General features: G+C 37.0%; 19 protein-coding genes. 14 read left to right on the forward strand and 5 right to left on the reverse strand.

Going from position 1 to position 14,567, the window contains the following annotated elements:
* Positions 1-35 precede the first annotated feature (35 nt).
* Positions 36-833: a DUF4931 domain-containing protein gene (locus CP363_RS01985; protein WP_005723748.1), complete on the forward strand. Its 798-nt coding sequence runs from the start codon at positions 36-38 to the stop codon at positions 831-833.
* A gap of 83 nt (positions 834-916) precedes the next feature.
* Here CP363_RS01985 and CP363_RS01990 read toward each other — a convergent pair whose 3' ends face one another.
* A complete protein-coding gene (locus tag CP363_RS01990) occupies positions 917-1,561 on the reverse strand; it encodes a hypothetical protein (protein ID WP_005721800.1) in 645 nt (214 codons plus the stop codon).
* 58 nt (positions 1,562-1,619) lie between these two features.
* Here CP363_RS01990 and yaaA point away from each other — a divergent pair, with 58 nt between their 5' ends.
* The gene (gene yaaA / locus CP363_RS01995) at positions 1,620-2,381 is read left to right on the forward strand and encodes a peroxide stress protein YaaA (protein WP_098035753.1); all 762 of its coding nucleotides are present in this window, start codon (positions 1,620-1,622) and stop codon (positions 2,379-2,381) included.
* Here yaaA and CP363_RS02000 read toward each other — a convergent pair.
* The gene (locus CP363_RS02000; RefSeq protein WP_098035754.1) at positions 2,378-3,133 is read right to left on the reverse strand and encodes an alpha/beta hydrolase; all 756 of its coding nucleotides are present in this window, start codon (positions 3,131-3,133) and stop codon (positions 2,378-2,380) included. The genes yaaA and CP363_RS02000 overlap by 4 nt on opposite strands.
* Positions 3,134-3,262: 129 nt before the next feature.
* Here CP363_RS02000 and CP363_RS02005 point away from each other — a divergent pair, with 129 nt between their 5' ends.
* The 4 genes from CP363_RS02005 (at position 3,263) to CP363_RS02020 (ending at position 6,243) form a co-directional block, all read left to right on the forward strand.
* Positions 3,263-3,862: a histidine phosphatase family protein gene (locus tag CP363_RS02005; protein WP_005720104.1), complete on the forward strand. Its 600-nt coding sequence runs from the start codon at positions 3,263-3,265 to the stop codon at positions 3,860-3,862.
* Positions 3,863-3,978: 116 nt separating this feature from the next.
* Positions 3,979-4,503, forward strand: a complete 525-nt coding sequence (locus tag CP363_RS02010; RefSeq protein WP_005720105.1) for a TetR/AcrR family transcriptional regulator — start codon at positions 3,979-3,981, stop codon at positions 4,501-4,503.
* Positions 4,504-4,505: 2 nt separating this feature from the next.
* Complete coding sequence (locus CP363_RS02015) at positions 4,506-5,567, forward strand: ABC transporter permease (protein WP_023488372.1); 1,062 nt, start codon at positions 4,506-4,508, stop codon at positions 5,565-5,567.
* A gap of 1 nt (position 5,568) precedes the next feature.
* A complete protein-coding gene (locus CP363_RS02020) occupies positions 5,569-6,243 on the forward strand; it encodes an ABC transporter ATP-binding protein (protein ID WP_005721793.1) in 675 nt (224 codons plus the stop codon).
* Between the two features lie 32 nt (positions 6,244-6,275).
* Here the strand turns inward: CP363_RS02020 and CP363_RS02025 are convergent, their stop codons facing one another.
* Positions 6,276-7,688: a C69 family dipeptidase gene (locus CP363_RS02025; protein ID WP_035443404.1), complete on the reverse strand. Its 1,413-nt coding sequence runs from the start codon at positions 7,686-7,688 to the stop codon at positions 6,276-6,278.
* 108 nt (positions 7,689-7,796) lie between these two features.
* Here CP363_RS02025 and CP363_RS02030 point away from each other — a divergent pair, with 108 nt between their 5' ends.
* The 6 genes from CP363_RS02030 to CP363_RS02055 all read left to right on the forward strand — a co-directional run bounded on the left by CP363_RS02030 (position 7,797) and on the right by CP363_RS02055 (position 11,859).
* On the forward strand, positions 7,797-8,039 hold the full coding sequence (locus tag CP363_RS02030; protein WP_005721791.1) for a hypothetical protein: 243 nt from the start codon (positions 7,797-7,799) through the stop codon (positions 8,037-8,039).
* Positions 8,040-8,166: 127 nt separating this feature from the next.
* Positions 8,167-8,790 (forward strand): TetR/AcrR family transcriptional regulator, encoded by a 624-nt coding sequence (locus CP363_RS02035; protein ID WP_065990758.1) that lies wholly within the window; start codon positions 8,167-8,169, stop codon positions 8,788-8,790.
* A gap of 152 nt (positions 8,791-8,942) precedes the next feature.
* Complete coding sequence (locus tag CP363_RS02040; RefSeq protein ID WP_023488165.1) at positions 8,943-9,482, forward strand: NADPH-dependent FMN reductase; 540 nt, start codon at positions 8,943-8,945, stop codon at positions 9,480-9,482.
* Positions 9,483-9,495: 13 nt separating this feature from the next.
* The gene (locus tag CP363_RS02045; protein WP_005720960.1) at positions 9,496-10,044 is read left to right on the forward strand and encodes an NADPH-dependent FMN reductase; all 549 of its coding nucleotides are present in this window, start codon (positions 9,496-9,498) and stop codon (positions 10,042-10,044) included.
* A 91-nt stretch (positions 10,045-10,135) separates the two neighbouring features.
* Positions 10,136-10,927, forward strand: coding sequence for a tyrosine-protein phosphatase (locus CP363_RS02050; RefSeq protein WP_065990757.1), 792 nt, complete (start codon positions 10,136-10,138; stop codon positions 10,925-10,927).
* Positions 10,928-10,929: 2 nt separating this feature from the next.
* Positions 10,930-11,859, forward strand: coding sequence for an FAD:protein FMN transferase (locus CP363_RS02055; protein WP_005720962.1), 930 nt, complete (start codon positions 10,930-10,932; stop codon positions 11,857-11,859).
* Positions 11,860-11,998: 139 nt separating this feature from the next.
* On the opposite strand, the gene CP363_RS11170 is transcribed toward CP363_RS02055, so the two are convergent.
* Both CP363_RS11170 and CP363_RS02065 read right to left on the reverse strand, forming a co-directional pair.
* Positions 11,999-12,118, reverse strand: a complete 120-nt coding sequence (locus CP363_RS11170) for a putative holin-like toxin (protein WP_198407838.1) — start codon at positions 12,116-12,118, stop codon at positions 11,999-12,001.
* A 157-nt stretch (positions 12,119-12,275) separates the two neighbouring features.
* Complete coding sequence (locus tag CP363_RS02065; RefSeq protein ID WP_098035755.1) at positions 12,276-12,812, reverse strand: CvpA family protein; 537 nt, start codon at positions 12,810-12,812, stop codon at positions 12,276-12,278.
* Positions 12,813-12,973: 161 nt separating this feature from the next.
* Here CP363_RS02065 and rsmG point away from each other — a divergent pair, with 161 nt between their 5' ends.
* Positions 12,974-13,696, forward strand: a complete 723-nt coding sequence (gene rsmG / locus CP363_RS02070; RefSeq protein ID WP_005720965.1) for a 16S rRNA (guanine(527)-N(7))-methyltransferase RsmG — start codon at positions 12,974-12,976, stop codon at positions 13,694-13,696.
* 17 nt (positions 13,697-13,713) lie between these two features.
* On the forward strand, positions 13,714-14,550 hold the full coding sequence (gene noc, locus CP363_RS02075) for a nucleoid occlusion protein (RefSeq protein ID WP_013086962.1): 837 nt from the start codon (positions 13,714-13,716) through the stop codon (positions 14,548-14,550).
* Positions 14,551-14,567 lie beyond the last annotated feature (17 nt).

Genomic DNA, 14,567 nt, shown 5'->3' on the forward strand with positions numbered 1-14,567 from the left:
ACTTTAAACTATTTTAAATAAAAAAAGGAATAAATATGACTAATGATCCACTTGTTTTTCAAATGAGCATTGCTAAAGGCAAACCGCAATCATATCGTAAGGATAAGAAGAAAAACGTTTGCCCATTTTGTGATGTTGAAAATTTAACTGATATTTACGCCAAGGAAGATGACATGATTTGGCTTAAGAATAAGTTCCCGACCTTGCGCGATACCTGGCAGACTGTACTAATTGAATCTAGTGATCATAACGGCGATATTAGTACTTATACGCAGGAACATAATCGCAAGTTGATGCATTTTGCGCTAGCTTGTTTTGAAAAAATGCAGGCTAGTGACCAATATGAGTCAATTGTTTGGTACAAGAACTATGGTCCACATTCAGGTGGTTCCTTGATTCACCCGCATATGCAGATAGTTGGCTTTGAACATGAAGATGGCTATAAATATATTCACCCGAATAATTTTGAAGGTGAGACCCTTTTTGAAAAAAGTGGGGTAGAAGTTAACATTGCTGAACATCCCGTTCAAGGCTACACTGAGCTCAATATTAACTTGTTAGATAAAAATAGCATTGACTTGTGGGCTGACTGGATTCAAAGTGGTGCCAAGTATTTGTTAAATATCATGTATAATGGCCGCTGCGATTCTTATAATCTATTCTTTTATCCGCGTAATGATGACGGTATTTGTGCTAAATATATTACACGTTTTGAAGCGCCACCTTATTTTGTTGGCTATAAGTTATCGCAAGTTAATGATGAAATTACTCTGGATAAAGAAGCACGTCGTTTTAGAGAATTTTTTGATAATGGTTCAGTAGTTAAAGCTTAAGCAAGAATAAATTTTTTTGAAAATAGAAATAGCAATTACATAAGATTGTAAAAAGGCGTTCTGCTACAAAGAACGCCTTTTTACTAAAATTTCGTTTCTAAAATGTCATCTTCAGGTCGGTGGGCTTGAATTCGCAACACTTGCCAAGCAAACTCATCATCTGGTTTGACTAAGTTAATAGTTAATTTTTGATCCTTATAGTTAAAATCAAGATCAGTTCGATGTTCAATCCATTCTACCCGGTTAGGTTCTTCGACTAGGCCTTCTACCACGATTTTGTCAGGAAGAGGACTAGGTAAGAAGACATATTTTTGGTAATTTGCATGGCGATTTTCTAAAATAAAACCATCGCTACTGGTTAAAGCACTAGTTTTTCCTTCGTTGAAGGCGTGACCGAATTGGTGCATCCAATCATTGATCGTATCCAGCATTGCTTGAGTTGCGGCAGAAAACTTGCCTGCTTCAACGGGCACATTAATAATTGTAGTCTTACCAGCTTTACGGTTATTGACCATGGTATCAATGACGTTATCCTTAGTTAAGTCAGTACTATTTTCTGGATTAGCTAAAAAAATAGTATACTTAGCGCAAGCTGTTTTGAAATCTTCAGTTTGCCTGTCAGTCATCACTGCACGAGCACCGATATTACGGGCTGTTTTTACTAAAAAGTCGGCATCAGCCTTATCATTAAGTTGATAATTTAAGACAATTGCAAAATCAGGATTCATTATTTTTCCTCCTTATTAATCACAACTTAAGTTTACCGTAAAGGAACAAAATCTAAAAATGAAAATTATTATTGCACCTGCAAAAATTATGAAAATTGATCGTGATTCATTTCCAATTCAGTCAAAACCGCAGTTCTTGGATAAGACACGAATTCTAGAAAGATTTCTTAAGTCAAGTTCAAATGAACAGTTAAAAGACCTTTGGCATGCTAGTGAAAATGTGACTAAGCAAAGCATATTGCAACTAGAAAATATGAATTTGGATGAACGATTAACCCCTGCAATTTTGGCTTTTTCAGGAATTCAATACCAATATATGGCGCCGGATTTATTTACACAACCTGCACTTGACTATATTCAAAAGAATTTGCGGATTCTATCAGGATTTTATGGTATGCTCCGGCCTTTTGATGGTGTTTGCCCATATCGCCTAGAATTAAATACTAAAATGGTTGGTTTTCGTGATTATAGCTTGTATCATTTCTGGGGCAGTGATATCGCTGAAAATTTATTTCAAGAAGATAATATAGTTATCGATTTGGCTTCCAAACAATATACACGTTTGGTTAAACCTTATTTGAGTCAAGGACGACAATTAATTACGGTTGACTTTCAGGAACTAAAAAATGATAAGTGGAAGACCGTTGGGGTTCACGCTAAGATGGCTCGTGGTGAAATGGTGCGCTACATTGCCGAGAAGCAAATAAAAAATCCCACAGATTTGCAGGACTTTAATGATTTTGAATTTCAATTTGAACCTGACGTAAGTACTAAGGATCATTACGTCTTTCGTACTGAGTTCGACTTTACTCGGCGCTAAAATAATGGTTTTAAAAATTGAGCAGTTAAATCTGATGCTGACTTTTTGTATTGACCAGTGAATCTGTGATCTGCATCCGTAATGGCATGAAGTTCGCTATTTTCATAAATATTATGGTATTTTTTAGCATATTTAGGGTTAACTACTTGGTCATTAGTACCATAAATGACTGATACTGGGCCACTAAAGCGGGCAGAGACCTCGTAAATCGGTAAAACTTGAGCGGTTCGGAGATAAAATCCGCCTAATTTCATTCCTAATTTATTGCCGACTAGTGGAACAGTATCAGGAATATGGTTAGGATCATAGACTGCGCCTTGTGTGTTACCTTTAAGTGCATCGTCTTTTAATTGAGCAGCTGGTGCTAAAAGGACAACTTTTTTAATCACATCAGGATAAAGACCGGCAAGCATTGATGCAATTACACCGCCTTGGGAATGACCAACTAAGAAAATATTACGTACATGTGGATCGGTGCGAACGTATTCTAAGATTGCCTTGCCGTCAGCGATTTCGTTTGGCACAGTCATATCTTCAAATTTGCCGTCACTTTCGCCATGACCATTAAAGTCAAAACGGACGCTAGCGACATTTTCGTCGCGTAGATCATCGGCAATTTGTCTTAATAATTCAGTGTTGCGGTTAGCGGTAAAACTATGCATGAGGATAGCCATGTCATAGATTTCGCCGAATGGTTCTTCGCGGTCTCCTACTAAGGTGAGACCATCTCTTTCAATTGTAACGCGGGACATAATGTTTCCCCTTTCTAATTATCTATTTATATTTTAAGCTTTTTAAATTTCAAAACGCTAAAAAAACAGTAAAGAAATGGAAAGATTAGTTAAATAAGGGTATGATTTTAAGAAAAGGTGATGTAAAAAATGGAAATAGTTTTTATTCGTCATGGACAAACAGACGTGAATAAAGATAATCGAATTCAGGGCGCACAAGTTGACGCAGACTTGAATGAATTTGGTCGTGAATATGCTAAAAAATCCGCCGCTAAGTTTGATGAAAATAAATTTGATGTTGTTTATTCCAGTCCAATGAAGAGAGCAGTAGAGACTGCGAGAATTTTTACTAAAGGTAAAAAGAAATTAAATTTAGACAAACGTTTGCTGGAATTTGATTTTGGTGATTGGGACGGCAAGAAGATGGATGATATTGCTAAGGAATATCCGGATGTTGTTGATCCATGGGGAAAAGTTACTCGCAACTATGTTAAATATGCCAAAAATGGTGAGGGCTACGAAGAGTTTGAAGCACGTTGCGCTAACTTTTTAGACGAAATATATCAAAAATATCCAGAAGGTAAGGTATTAGTAGTGGCACATGGTCGTTTGATTCGAATGATGGCAGCTCATTATTTGAGTAATGGCGACATGGACAAGATAGATACGCCAAATAATTGTGCATTAAGTAAATTTAGCGTCCGTGATGGTGTTGCTAGGTTGTACTACTATAATCGAGTTTTAGTTTAGAGAAGGAAGGCAGAGGCCTTCTTTTTTTGTATATGTATTGACAACTCGTCACAATCAGCTATGATATAAGTAATTGATGACAAGTCGTCATTTGTGTTGGAAAAGGGGAAAACAAAATGGTTAAGCAAACTTTTAAAAATTTACCGTCTGCTAAACGTAGGCGTATTGAAGCGGTGTTGTTAGAAGAATTCAGCACTTATCCGTTAGCAGATGCTAAGGTGTCACATATTGTTAAGAATGCCAACATTGCTCGAGGAGCATTTTATAAATATTTTGATGATTTAATTGATGCATATGTTTATATGTATCACATCGCTATTGAAGACATTCATGCTAGGATGAGTCCTAATGAAAAATTTGATCCTAATCATTTTTATGCAAGAGTGGTTAAGTTTATTGATAAAGTTCAATACAGTAAATATGAACCAATGATGAAATTGCATATGTCGCAAAATGAGTACTTGATACCACATAATTTCAAAATTTATTCAAGACAATTGTTGAATATGGGGCCACAATTGTGGAGTGCCATGGTACTTAGTCATGAAGTTATCAACTTATGCTTATCAGATCCCGAAAATCAGGAAAAGAACTTGGCGCGCTATAAGAAGAGCCTGGACATACTAGCAAAGGGGATGTAGTTATGTTTCTAGCACTGAAAGAAATTAAGCATGAAAAATTGCGCTATGGCTTGATTATTTTGATGATCTTTTTGATCAGCTACTTAATTTTTATGTTGTCATCTTTGGCTGTTGGGTTAGCAAGTCAGAATACACAAGCAATTGAAAATTGGAATGCGCAAAAGATTGTTTTAAATAAAAATGCCAATATCAGCATGAGTCAGTCAATTCTGACAAAAGACGATCTAAAAAACGCAAAAATTGGCAAGAATGAAGCAATTATTGGTCAATTAGGAATTGTAGCTAAGAAAAAGGGAAAAAGCTCAATTTCAGCTCAATTCTTAGGCATCAAAAAAGACCAGTTTATTTATCAAGATCAAGATATAATTGCTGGGAAAAAAGCAAAGAATGGTAATCAGATTACAGTAGACAGTAGTTTCAAAGACAAAGGCTACAAGCTTGGGGATCAAATTTCTCTGAATGGCTCTAAGAAAAAATATAAAATTGTTGGTTTTGTAAATAACGCCAAGATTAATATTGCGCCAATTGTTTATGGCTCAATGAAAACTTGGAAAAAACTGCGGATGGTCGCTCCTAATGTAGCCGCTTCTGCAGTTGTTTCAAAGAATAGTAATTATAAATTCAATTATAAGGATGCCAAGACATACCCAATTCAAGCCTTTATTAATAAGCTTCCAGGATATACGGCTCAAAACTTAACTTTTGAATTGATGATTGGATTCTTATTTGTTATTTCTTTGATCGTGATTGCTGTTTTCCTATATATTTTAACTATGCAAAAAATGCATAATTTTGCCGTTATGCGGGCTCAAGGAATTCCAAGTAAAACTTTAGTTGGTGCAACGATCAGTCAATCCATAATTTTAGTAGCTATTGGTGTTGTAATTGCGATTATCTTGATGTGGTTAACTGATTTAACTTTACCAGCAGCTGTGCCAATGACCTTTACGCCAGCAATTATGATTAGTGGTACGTTAGGGATGCTAGTCATGGGTATTATTGGTAGTTTGATTCCGATTAGATCAATTTTGAAGGTTGATCCAGCAAAGGCAATTGGTGAGTAAAATGGCAGTAATTGAATTAAAAGATGTTAATAAAGTTTATGGTAAAGGCGAAGCTAAAGTTGCAGCTTTGAAAGATATCAATTTTCAGGCTAATAAGGGTGAAGTGGTTTTAATTATGGGGCCTTCAGGCGCTGGTAAAAGTACATTTTTGACGATCGCCGGGTCCTTGCAAAAACCAACTTCAGGTGAAATTTTGATTAATGGTCGAGACATTAGTAATTTTTCTGCTAAGCAAAGTGGAGAACTACGCTTGAATAAAATTGGCTTTGTTTTACAAGCTTATAATTTAGTTCCATTTTTGACAGTTAAAGAGCAATTTACTTTGATTGATAAAGTAAAAAAGCAAAATAATTTGTCGCAAGATAAATTGCAAGGCTTACTCAAGCAGCTAGGGATTGAAAAGCTGGTTAATAAGTATCCAAATGAATTATCTGGTGGGCAACAGCAGCGAGTAGCAATCGCGACGGCCTTATATGCTAACCCAGATATTTTGTTAGCCGATGAGCCGACTGCTTCGCTAGATACGCAAAATGTGGAAGAAGTAGGACAATTGTTTAAGGATTTAGCGAAAAAGCGTGACAAGGCCGTTATTCTAGTAACGCATGATCCGCGGCTAGAAAAATACGCCGACCATATTTATGAAATGATGGACGGCTTAATGACTAAGAAAAAATAGTAAGAAAAAATGCCTCATTGAGGCATTTTTGTTTACAAGTTAGGATCCATTTGGAAACGCAGCGGTGAGTCACCAGTTTGTTCGGTGATTAGTTTAGCGATCAATTCTTTATAAGCATCAGTAGCAGTTTTAGCTAATTTGGCATTGGCTTCATCCACTAATTTAATTTGTTGTTCTTGATCCTTTTCTTGGGTTAATTTTTCATCATACTGATGTCTAATTTGAAGCAATTTTTCATTAGTAGTACTTTGCGTATTGCTTAAAGCGGTGCCGTACTTACCCCAATTACGATCAACCAGGACGCTAGCCAGTTTAAAGACCCAGTAAGCTGAATTTGGTGAGTAGGTTTCTTTTCCATTTTTCCAGGTATTTGGTACCTTAGTGCCTTGAGGATAGAATGGCACATAAACACTTTGCGCAGCCACACCCATAGCTAGCCAGTGAATCATGTTTTCACCGTTTAACTCAAGCAAGTGTGATTCCTGAGTAGTAGCCACAGAGATAGGTCTGAAAGTGGCATTATTTCTGTTTTTCTGATTGGTTAAATCATAGGCGGTGTTGTTGTAGTGATCGCTTAAAACGCGTTGAGCGTCTTGCGCAGAAATTGGTGCATCAGGCTTGCGAATAAATGGCAGGTTAAAGCTTTCGGGTTCTTGTGCTACAGATGGAGTAAGTAGACGTTGACCGCTCCATACTCGTGGTGTGTTGTAGTGTAAGTCACTATCGTCATGAGTGCCAAAAATATCACGCCAAATGAATGGCTGATTTTTAGGCCAGAGTTTATTGTCGTAGACAAATTTTTGCAGGTCTTGAGAATACATGAAGTCGTCACTGGCAAAATCAATTTCTTGAATAGCTAGTTGATTGGCGACAACAGCGTAGGAATCATCTGGGATTCGTTGTGCAACCCAATGATGGCCAGAACCGATTTCCATGTACCAGGCTTCATCACGATCGCCAAAGAGAATTCCGTCAGCTTCTGCTGCACCATATTTTTCTACAATTTCTCCTAAGCGCTGAACGCCTTCACGTGCGGATTTAACATAAGGTAAAACTACGGTGACCATTGCTTCTTCTAAGATTCCTTTGTCAGTATCAAAGGGGTCAACAGCTAAAACGCGGTCATTTGCGTAGGCACTTTCGGTGGCGCTCATTGCTACATGATATTCATTAATTCCGTCTTCTTCGAACACTCCGTACTTATCTGTCCATTCTGGGGTTGAAGAATAAGAGTAGCTAGCTGTTGGTAAATCCATTTCAAACTTATTGTCTTTGGATTTAAAATGGTTTTTCTGTACATTATCTTGATGTGGATTAAAGGCTAAATGCTTAGGCCAAGCAGTCTTAGCATCTTCATTACGACCGATGATGATACTGCCAGAAAGAGAGGCCTTTTTCCCGATTAAAATTGAGGTGCATGATGAGCGCCAAGCTGAAACTTTCATTGATAAAAACACGCTTTCTAATTCTTTTGATTTTGTAATATAATTATAATAGAAATTTTTAAATTTTTAATTTTATTTGTTTTAGAACAAAAAAGAGGTTGCAATAGAATGAGTAGTAAACCAGAAAATAAATCGATTGAATTGACAACGGATTATGCAAATCATTCGATTAATATGAAGTTCTCAGATAACCTGACAGATGATCGTGAACGCGGCTATATTTTATCTGCTGCATTCTTTTCGTTTTGTGCTGCACAAGGATTGGACAAGCAAGCAGTTATTGAAATGGCTTCTTCACATTATGATCAATTTACAGGAGACAACGGCTCATCGCTATTTAAGCGATTATAATATTTTTTAATAAGTTAGTGTATAAGACTTGCAATTGTTATTTTTTTGGATATATTATAGTGATGAAGAAAAGAAAACAAGTGTATTGAAAAGCACATGTTTTATACAATGATTGAGGTGCATTAAAATGGCAAGAAAAAAAGAAATTAGTAAAGACAAGATTTTAGATACAGCCTACAAGATGGCAATCAAGGATGGTATTGAAGGTTTGACTGCTCGTGGCATTGCTAAAGCAGGACACTTCTCAACCCAACCTTTGTATCTAGAATTTAACAACATGGATGATCTTCGCAATCAAGTTTTGAGAAGAATCTCTAATGACTTGAGAACTCATACTTTACAACAAAAGTACGTTGGTGAACCTTTGATTGACTTGGATTTGTCATACATTGATTTTGCTCAAGCTCATGTTAACTTGTTTAGAGCAATGTTCGTTGATGGCAAGTTTGGTAGCAAGATCATCGCTGACACTTTGATGGAACTTGGAACTGAAAAGTTCAAGGAACAATATCCTGATGTTGATTACGATGATCAAAAGATTCATGACATCGTAATTGCTAACTGGATTTCTACTACAGGTATGGCTGCATTGGTTGTTAATGAGATTGCAAGCTTCAGCCAAACTCAAATCGTCAATGTGTTGAATGCTCAAATCCACGATGCTATGCTTAACAATCGTCTCAGCGAAACTCAAGAAAACCCAATGTTTGCTGCCGACGAAGAAGCTTCGCTTAAGGATAACTTGGCATAGAAATTTCACCAATCATTTGTGCTTTTCATTCAGTAGAGGGTGCCTTCATTATCGAAGGCGTTTTTTCTTGTTGTTATTAAAATTAAAATGACATAAATTAAGCTACATTAGTCTATAATGATAACTAAGAGGATTTTTGAAAGGTGATTTTTATGAAGGTATTAGCTTTATCGGGCTCCAATGCCGATAACTCATTTAACGAAAAATTACTTAAAGCCATTATTAAGGACTTAGGCGATAAGTATGATTTTGACTTTGCGACTGTTAAGGGCTTACCTATGTATAAAGAAGGCGTTGATGCTCCTGCTAGCGTATTAGCTTTAGGTAAAAAAATTGCTGATGCAGATATGGTTTTGATCGCTTCACCAGAACAGCAACACTCAGTTTCAAGTGCCTTAAAGAGTGCACTTGAATGGCTTTCTAGTTCTGTTCACCCATTCCATGATAAGCCAGTAGTTATTGTGTCAACTTCACCAATGCCTCAAGGTGCGTCTCGTTCGCAAACTCGCTTGAAGAGCATTTTGGGTGCACCTGGTTTTAGTGCTCATGTCTTTGCTGGTGACGAATTTATGATGGGTTTGGCACCAAAACAATTTGATGATAAAGGCGACTTGACCGATGCAGGTACACTTAAGTTTTTGAATCACTTCTTTGATGAAGTTGATGATTGGTATGCACAACTTACTAAGTAGGGGGCTTATTTAAATGAAAATTTTAGCAATTGTTGGTACAAACGCTCCATTTTCTTTCAATCGTTTTTTAGCAAAATTTATTGCTAAGCGTTATGGTGAGCAAGCTGATATTGAAGTTAAAGAAATCGATCAACTTAAGCCTTTCTGTAGAACTGATGAGCCAGATGATGTTACTAAGAAGTGGATCGAGGATGTTAAGAATGCGGATGGTGTAATTTTGGCTACACCAGAATATGATCACTCAATTCCAGCTGCCTTAAAGAGTGCGCTTGAATGGTTAGGTTCACATGCTGGTCCTAATGTGATGAAGATGAAACCGGCTGCAGTTGTTGGTACTTCATACGGTATTCAAGGATCTAGTCGTGCGCAAGAAGATGCTCGTGAAATCTTGCTTTCACCAGACATGAGTGCCAATGTTTTGCCAGGCAATGAAATCTTAATTGGCGGTGCTGCAAGCAATTTTGATAAAGAAACTGGCGATTTGACCAATGAAGATTATATTAAGCAACTAGATGCTATGATGGCTAACTTTATTAAATTTGTTGAACAAGCTAACAAATAATTTTGCGTGACTTGCCACGTGATAGTAAAATTACCGGATAGGGACACTATCCGGCTTTTTTATCAAAATACTTAATAAAGAGATGAAATTAATGAAACCAAATATTTTGCCATTAGAAAAAGTTTGTAATCCGCGTGATTTAGGGGGATATGTTGGCTATCAGGGACGTAAGGTCAAGATGCATCGGTTATTAAGAACGGGCAAGATTAGCAACATAACGAGACATGATCAAGAGTTTTTGCTCAATTATGGCTTGACTAAGATTATTGATTTGCGTTCACCAACTGAATGTGACCATTGTCCAGACAGCAAAATCCCTGGCGTAGAGCATTTCTGTATTCCAATTTCTGTTGATGACAACACCAAAGGCGGTAAGAAAGACTTAACCCAAGTATTCGCAACTTATCGTCAAGATCAGTATGCTGGCTTTAGAATGATGTGTGAGCGTTACAAGTCACATGTATTGAAAGAACACGCTCAACATAGCTTGAATAAAATTTTAGAGCTGTTGGCCAATACTGAAAAAGGTGCTGTACTTTATCATTGTTCAGAAGGAAAAGACAGAACTGGATTGGTAACTGTAGTCTTGTTATATTTGCTTGGCGTAGATATGGAAACAATTAGACAGGACTATTTGTACTCAAATTATATGCTTAATAACTATCGGGCCAAAAGAGATAAAAAAATGCAAGAAGAGGGCGAGAATCTTTGTTTTCGCGCTAATATGCGAATTTTAGGTTCAGTTTCTGATGCTTTTTTGGATACTTCATTAATCGCTATTGAGCAGAATTTTGGTAGTTTCGATAACTTTTTACAAGAAAAAATTGGCGTAACGACAGAACTACGTGAAGCGTTGCGTGATTTATATTTGGAAGAGAAATAATTATGATTAAAGATTTAGCATTAGAGCAGGTGGTTGGTGATCATCATGCTTTAGGAACTTCAATTACATTGCAGATTTTTGGTACTCAAAATCGTGATCTATTACAAAAATCATTTGATTTAATTGATCATTACGAAGATATTTTTACCGTTAATCGAGATGAATCTGAAGTAATGGATATCAATCATGCTGCTGGAGAACATCCGGTACAGGTCTCTAGTGCTGTGTATGGTTTGGTTAAATTGGCAGTAGAAAAGAGCCGTGAGAATTTTGGCTTTAATGCTCTGATTGGACCAGTTGTTAAGCTTTGGCATATCGGTTTTAAAGGCGCACATGTTCCTAAAGATGAAGAAATTAAAGATAGAATGCTGTTAACTGACCCATTTAAGGTGGTTTTAAATGACAGTGACCAATCTGTTTTTCTTAAAATGAAGGGCATGGAGCTGGACCTAGGTGGAATTGCTAAGGGCTGGATTGCCGACCGAATTCGTGACTTGTGGCGTGCATATGGCGTTGAAGCAGGAATTATTAATCTGGGCGGTAATATCTTGTTAGTTGGTGATTCGCCTAAAAGAATTAGTGGCCAGTGGTCAATTGGTGTGCAAGATCCTAAACAGCCGCGAGGCGACAATATTACGTCAGTTATGGTGCCTGAATGCTCAGCCGTTACTAGTGGGACATATGAGCGCTACTTAGTAGTTAACGGTAAAAAGTATCACCATTTGATTGATCCTAGAACCGGGTATCCTGTAAAGACTGATTTAGCTGGTGTGACTACTTTTACCAAAACATCGGTTGAAGCAGAAATTGAATGCAAACGATTATTCTTTGCTGGCAAGCCACTAAAGGGTTGGCATGATAACCCTGATCGAATTGGTGCAATCTTTGTTTATAATGATGAACATATTGAATATGATAATTTCGGTGATTAGTGAAATATGCTATAATAACTAAAGAAAAAGGAGTCCTAGGGACTCCAAGCAGCCTGCTTTAAGAGCGGCGGCTTCAAATGTTAAATTTTACGTTAAACGCTACTCAATAACTGGCCAAAGTATGTTTGAGCGGCGTTTTTTATTTTTTGTGGTGGTCAATATATGTCAGCAAAGCCAACAAAAATGTACCGAACAAAAGCATCAAGGAGATACTCTCGTAAACCGACATGGCTGGAACCCTTTCATCAATGTAGCCCATAGGCCTCACCTCCGGGGGAAAAACAGCCGCCGCTCATAAAACTTCCTGCGCTAATAAGTATATCGAATGTTAGTTCATAAATGTAGTATTAATTTAGTTAAAACATATCAAGAAAGATCTGCTCAGTATGATACAAGCAGATCTTTTTTGATATATTTTATCCCACAGTTTTGCCAATATTAAAGATATTATTGAAGACACCGTTTGAAAGTCCTGGTGTGTTGTAAATGATAAACCTCAAAAAGCTAGAATCAATTGTTTGCTGCATAAACCATGGATTTTGTAGTGCATTGAACATGGACAAGACCACGTAAACAACAAAATAACTAGCAATTAGGGAGGCTAGAGCACCCAAGACATTGTCGAGAATACTGCCTAAGTTAGTCGCATGTGGATTTTTGTTAGGAATCCAGCTTTTGACAATCTTCATGATCATTTTGCCCATGAAGAAAACAATAAAGAAAGCGACAAAGCGTGCAATCATTAATTCCACGTTGTTAGTGGAGTTAGTCTTAATCATTTCTCCAGTGTATTGTGTGTATAGCCAATTACCGAATGGATTTTGCATGAAAATGGCAACCATAAAGACAATGGCGGAACAGATTAAACCGATGATATAGCGTGTAAAGCCGGTTTTATAGCCTAAATATGTTTTATATGCTAAGTAAGCTAAAACAATTAAAGTAACAATCATATTTTTAACTCCTTTGCGCCTTATTATACCCTATTTTGCGGGCGGCAAAACTTTGACGATTGAGTAAAAATACTTCATAATTGATAAGATGAAATATCTTTACTAATCAATGCATTTTGCGTTAAATTTAGAGGTGTGAAACACGGTTTCACGGGTGAAAAATGAATCCTGAAAAATTTATTTTAGAACTATCAAAACACAATTTTAAATTAACTGACCAACAAATTGAACAATTTAAAATATATTTTAATTATTTGATCGAAGTTAATGAGCATGTCAATTTGACACGAATTACCGAAGAAGATGAGGTTTACCTTAAGCACTTTTATGACAGTATTACGCCGCTGTTTACTTTTGGCGATGTTTTTAAAGATGGTGCTACTCTTTGTGATGTTGGTGCTGGTGCTGGTTTTCCATCAATTCCGCTCAAGATTTTGCAGCCAGAATTGAAGATTACCATTGTTGATTCTTTGGCAAAACGATTGACTTTTTTAAAGAACTTAATTACTAAGTTAGACTTGAAAGACGTCGAATTAGTTCATGGCCGCGCTGAAGACGTTGGTCAAAATAAGCTTTATCGAGAAAAGTTCGATCTCGTTACTGCTCGTGCGGTTGCGCGGATGAGTGTTTTGAGTGAATATTGCTTGCCTTTGGTGAAAAAAGATGGTTACTTTATTGCCCTCAAGGGACCAAAAGCCGAAGATGAATTGGATGATGGTCAAAAAGCTCTTGAATTGCTGGGCGGTAAGCTGATTAAGGAAGAAGAATTGACTCTACCTGAGAGCGAAGAAGAACGAACTCTAATCTTAGTTCAAAAAGTCAAAGCAACACCTAAAAAGTATCCACGTCAAGCAGGCACCCCGCGGCGCAAACCGATTCATTAAACAGAAAGGGGTATATTATGTCATTATTTTCTTTTATGCATCATGATGATGAAATTCCTAAGAATAAACAGGTTCAAGATCTTGAATTGAGCAAGATTGTTCCTAACCGCTATCAACCACGGCGTGAATTTTCTGATGATTCAATTAAAGAATTAGCTGAAACACTTGATAAGGATGGCTTGCTCCAACCTATCGTAGTTCGTGAAGATGGCGATGACGAGCAATATGAGATTATTGCAGGTGAAAGACGTTATCGTGCAGCTAAAAGCTTGGGCTGGCAGACTATTCCTGCGATCGTCAAGAATATGAGTGATGATCAAGCTGCTTCATTAGCTTTGATTGAGAACTTACAGCGTGAAGACTTAAATCCAATTGATGAGGCAAAAGCTTATACTAATTTAATGGAATTGAATGATTTGACTCAAACTGCTTTGGCTAAAAATATGGGTAAGTCTCAATCTTATGTGGCTAACAAATTGCGCTTATTGAAGCTGGATGATAATGTGCAGCAAGCTTTGATTGCTGGCAAAATTACCGCTCGTCATGGTCGTGCAATGATCGGCTTAAGTAATGCAGATCAAGATCGCGTTTTGACAGAAATTGAAGCAAAAGGCTTAAACGTTAAACAAACTGAAGAGATTGTGCAAGATGTGGATGCTTACTTTAACCCTAAGCCTAAGGCTAAAAAAGAAGCTAAGCGGGTCGTTAGCCGAGTTCCTAAAGACTTAAAGGTACAAATTAACACCATTAAGAAGGCGGTTAAGTTAGCCGAAGACTCAGGAATTAAAGTCAAAGTAACAGAAAATAAAGATCCGGATGATTATAAGATCACAATTGAATTGAAAAGGAAGTAATAGGGAAGGATGAACAA

This window comes from Lactobacillus sp. UMNPBX12 (genome assembly GCF_002553955.1).
Taxonomy (GTDB): Bacteria; Bacillota; Bacilli; order Lactobacillales; family Lactobacillaceae; genus Lactobacillus; species Lactobacillus crispatus.

Bases quoted from the DNA above. Each gene is read 5' to 3' on its own strand.
- CP363_RS11170 (WP_198407838.1), bottom strand. From the start codon at position 12,118: ATGGGCTACATTGATGAAAGGGTTCCAGCCATGTCGGTTTACGAGAGT.
- CP363_RS02025 (WP_035443404.1), bottom strand. From the start codon at position 7,688: ATGAAAGTTTCAGCTTGGCGCTCATCATGCACCTCAATTTTAATCGGG.
- CP363_RS02005 (WP_005720104.1), top strand. From the start codon at position 3,263: ATGGAAATAGTTTTTATTCGTCATGGACAAACAGACGTGAATAAAGAT.
- CP363_RS02065 (WP_098035755.1), bottom strand. From the start codon at position 12,812: ATGATTGTTACTTTAATTGTTTTAGCTTACTTAGCATATAAAACATAT.
- rsmG (WP_005720965.1), top strand. From the start codon at position 12,974: ATGAATCCTGAAAAATTTATTTTAGAACTATCAAAACACAATTTTAAA.
- CP363_RS02045 (WP_005720960.1), top strand. From the start codon at position 9,496: ATGAAAATTTTAGCAATTGTTGGTACAAACGCTCCATTTTCTTTCAAT.
- CP363_RS02000 (WP_098035754.1), bottom strand. From the start codon at position 3,133: ATGTCCCGCGTTACAATTGAAAGAGATGGTCTCACCTTAGTAGGAGAC.
- CP363_RS01985 (WP_005723748.1), top strand. From the start codon at position 36: ATGACTAATGATCCACTTGTTTTTCAAATGAGCATTGCTAAAGGCAAA.
- CP363_RS01990 (WP_005721800.1), bottom strand. From the start codon at position 1,561: ATGAATCCTGATTTTGCAATTGTCTTAAATTATCAACTTAATGATAAG.
- CP363_RS02035 (WP_065990758.1), top strand. From the start codon at position 8,167: ATGGCAAGAAAAAAAGAAATTAGTAAAGACAAGATTTTAGATACAGCC.
- CP363_RS02040 (WP_023488165.1), top strand. From the start codon at position 8,943: ATGAAGGTATTAGCTTTATCGGGCTCCAATGCCGATAACTCATTTAAC.
- CP363_RS02015 (WP_023488372.1), top strand. From the start codon at position 4,506: ATGTTTCTAGCACTGAAAGAAATTAAGCATGAAAAATTGCGCTATGGC.
- CP363_RS02020 (WP_005721793.1), top strand. From the start codon at position 5,569: ATGGCAGTAATTGAATTAAAAGATGTTAATAAAGTTTATGGTAAAGGC.
- CP363_RS02055 (WP_005720962.1), top strand. From the start codon at position 10,930: ATGATTAAAGATTTAGCATTAGAGCAGGTGGTTGGTGATCATCATGCT.
- CP363_RS02050 (WP_065990757.1), top strand. From the start codon at position 10,136: ATGAAACCAAATATTTTGCCATTAGAAAAAGTTTGTAATCCGCGTGAT.
- CP363_RS02010 (WP_005720105.1), top strand. From the start codon at position 3,979: ATGGTTAAGCAAACTTTTAAAAATTTACCGTCTGCTAAACGTAGGCGT.
- noc (WP_013086962.1), top strand. From the start codon at position 13,714: ATGTCATTATTTTCTTTTATGCATCATGATGATGAAATTCCTAAGAAT.
- CP363_RS02030 (WP_005721791.1), top strand. From the start codon at position 7,797: ATGAGTAGTAAACCAGAAAATAAATCGATTGAATTGACAACGGATTAT.
- yaaA (WP_098035753.1), top strand. From the start codon at position 1,620: ATGAAAATTATTATTGCACCTGCAAAAATTATGAAAATTGATCGTGAT.